Raw genomic sequence first — 1,897 nt, 5'->3', positions numbered from 1 at the left:
AGATCAGCGAGTTCGTTGCCATGCTGGCCCGTCACGAGACGATCTACCCGCAGAAGGCCAAGCCTCCGAACTCGCCGTAATCGGCATCTTCATGATCATGCGCACTCACTTGCCGCGATCCGCGCTCGTACCACCGAGCTGCAGTAACGCTTGGTAGCTGCCGGCGGATGGCGTCCGCTGCCCGACGTGAACCGGGTCCGCATGTTCAACCGCGCCACGTAGTACGCGGTGAACGCCGCGGTCGCTGGGCACGCGACGAAGTCCTCCTCCGCCACCAGGTGCGCCAGCCGCGCCTTGCCGAACGCCACGGCCGCCTCCCGATCGCGCTCTACGGCCAGGATCCCGTTGTTGTGCTGCAGGTGCAGCAACGCCCGCACCGCCCGCCGGTACGCCCGCACGGACACTCCCGGCAGGCGCTTCCGACGCGTGACGGCATCCATCCGGTCCCGCGCATCGGCGAGCCCGCCCCACGCGCCCCGCGCACCCCGCGGCTTCCGCCGGTCGCTGGCCAATCAGTTACCCGGTACCGGGTCCGTCGCGTCGGGTCTGGGCTCCAGGACCACCACCGCGGTTTCGGACGTCCGCAGCGCCGCGAAGGCGTCCAGGTTCGTGTCGATCTCGCGCCAGCGGGCCCACAGCCGCAACCGCTCGTCGCCTGTCGCGGCGTGAGCGCGCATCAGCCGCCGCCCGTCGACCAGATCGACGGTCGCGTCGGGATGCGTCTGCAGGTTGAGCCACCAGGCGGGCTCACCCTCACCCCACCCGTTCATCGCCAGCGAGACCAGGTTCGGTCCATCCTCGAAGTACCCGATGATGACGCTGCGCTGCCGGCCGGTGTGGCGCCCGGTCGTAGTCAGCCGCAACGCGCCCCAACCGTTGGTGCGCGGTCGCCACAGTCCGAACCGGCCACGAAAGATCCGGTACAGGCCTCGGTGCACCGACCAGGCGAGACGGATAAACCAGCGCGGCGGAAGCCGCGGTGCTCTCGGCCGGTGCTCGACCGACATGGCGACCTCCCACGTCTAGCTGGCTGTGGTCACGAACAAGACGCTAGCCGCAGCCGGGAGCGGGCGGAAGAGCCGAACGGCCCGCCGCTGCCGCGGCTGAATCACCTCCTCGCTGGCCCCGCATCGGTGCAGCCGGTCGAGCAGTACGCCCTTGGCCAAGGGGCCGGTGAAGGGTCCGCTCATGGCCGCGAACAGGGCGTCGATCTTGACTGTGGCAACGCCCTGTCATGCCGATGAGGGCGCACCCCTGGCTTCCGGAGCGACGAACGTGACGAGCACGGCGGTGAGCATCGAGAGATACGACTCGTGAGCGAGACGCAGGCTGTCAAGGTCGGACGTCTCGAACCACGCCACAGCGTCGTGCTCGTCCGGCGCGGCGTTGACGGGTGTTCCGGTCCACCTGTCGATCAACCAGATCTGCATGTCGAACGTCGCGGTCCGGATCTCATGCATCGGCGGGCTGGACGGCTCCGATGCCGTGATTCCCAACTCCTCCCGAAGCTCGCGGACAAGGCTCTCTTTCGGATCCTCCCCCTCCTCAACATGCCCGCCCGGCAGGTCCCACACGTCGGGATACCAACGGCGTCCGGCGCTTCGATGACACAGCAACACCCGATCGCCGTCGCGAAGAACGGCCGTCACAATCCGGACCGGACCGGAGTCGTCAGCGGAGATCGTCATCGGCACATTCTGACCCATGCGGATCTGCCGCCGGTCGGGCGTCGCGCCGGGTGGTCAGCCGCGGTGCCGTAGCCGTCCGGTCGTAGCCGATGAGCGGATGCTGACCGCACCGCCTGTATCAACGGGACCGGGCGGCTATCCGAACCGGTCAGCGAGCTTCGTCAGCTTGGTGACGTACGCCGGCCAGTCATAGTCGTGGGGGATGTTGC

The 1,897-nt window shown here is 68.4% G+C and carries 3 protein-coding genes and 1 pseudogene; 1 reads left to right on the top strand and 3 read right to left on the bottom strand.

Annotation, left to right across the window (positions count from 1 at the left end; all coding sequences use genetic code 11):
- A pseudogene (locus ACTMTB_RS30855) lies at positions 1-80 on the top strand (YdeI/OmpD-associated family protein); the annotation flags it as partial.
- Between the two features lie 15 nt (positions 81-95).
- Here the strand turns inward: ACTMTB_RS30855 and ACTMTB_RS30850 are convergent.
- From ACTMTB_RS30850 to ACTMTB_RS30840, 3 genes are all read right to left on the bottom strand, one after another.
- Positions 96-398, bottom strand: coding sequence for a hypothetical protein (locus ACTMTB_RS30850; RefSeq protein WP_441149644.1), 303 nt, complete (start codon positions 396-398; stop codon positions 96-98).
- A 114-nt stretch (positions 399-512) separates the two neighbouring features.
- A complete protein-coding gene (locus tag ACTMTB_RS30845) occupies positions 513-1,007 on the bottom strand; it encodes a nitroreductase/quinone reductase family protein (protein ID WP_441149643.1) in 495 nt (164 codons plus the stop codon).
- Between the two features lie 225 nt (positions 1,008-1,232).
- Positions 1,233-1,688 carry an NUDIX domain-containing protein gene (locus ACTMTB_RS30840; protein ID WP_441149642.1) on the bottom strand — a complete coding sequence of 152 codons (456 nt, stop codon included), beginning with the start codon at positions 1,686-1,688 and terminating at the stop codon, positions 1,233-1,235.
- Positions 1,689-1,897: the final 209 nt, after the last annotated feature.

The organism is Micromonospora sp. L32 (genome assembly GCF_052068055.1).
Lineage (GTDB): Bacteria > Actinomycetota > Actinomycetes > Mycobacteriales > Micromonosporaceae > Micromonospora > Micromonospora purpureochromogenes.
Note: the sequence above shows the minus strand (reverse complement) of the source record. Positions and strands in the feature narration are given on the sequence as shown.

Excerpts from the sequence above, each read along its gene's own strand:
- ACTMTB_RS30845 (WP_441149643.1), bottom strand. The coding sequence starts at position 1,007 with ATGTCGGTCGAGCACCGGCCGAGAGCACCGCGGCTTCCGCCGCGCTGG.
- ACTMTB_RS30840 (WP_441149642.1), bottom strand. The coding sequence starts at position 1,688 with ATGACGATCTCCGCTGACGACTCCGGTCCGGTCCGGATTGTGACGGCC.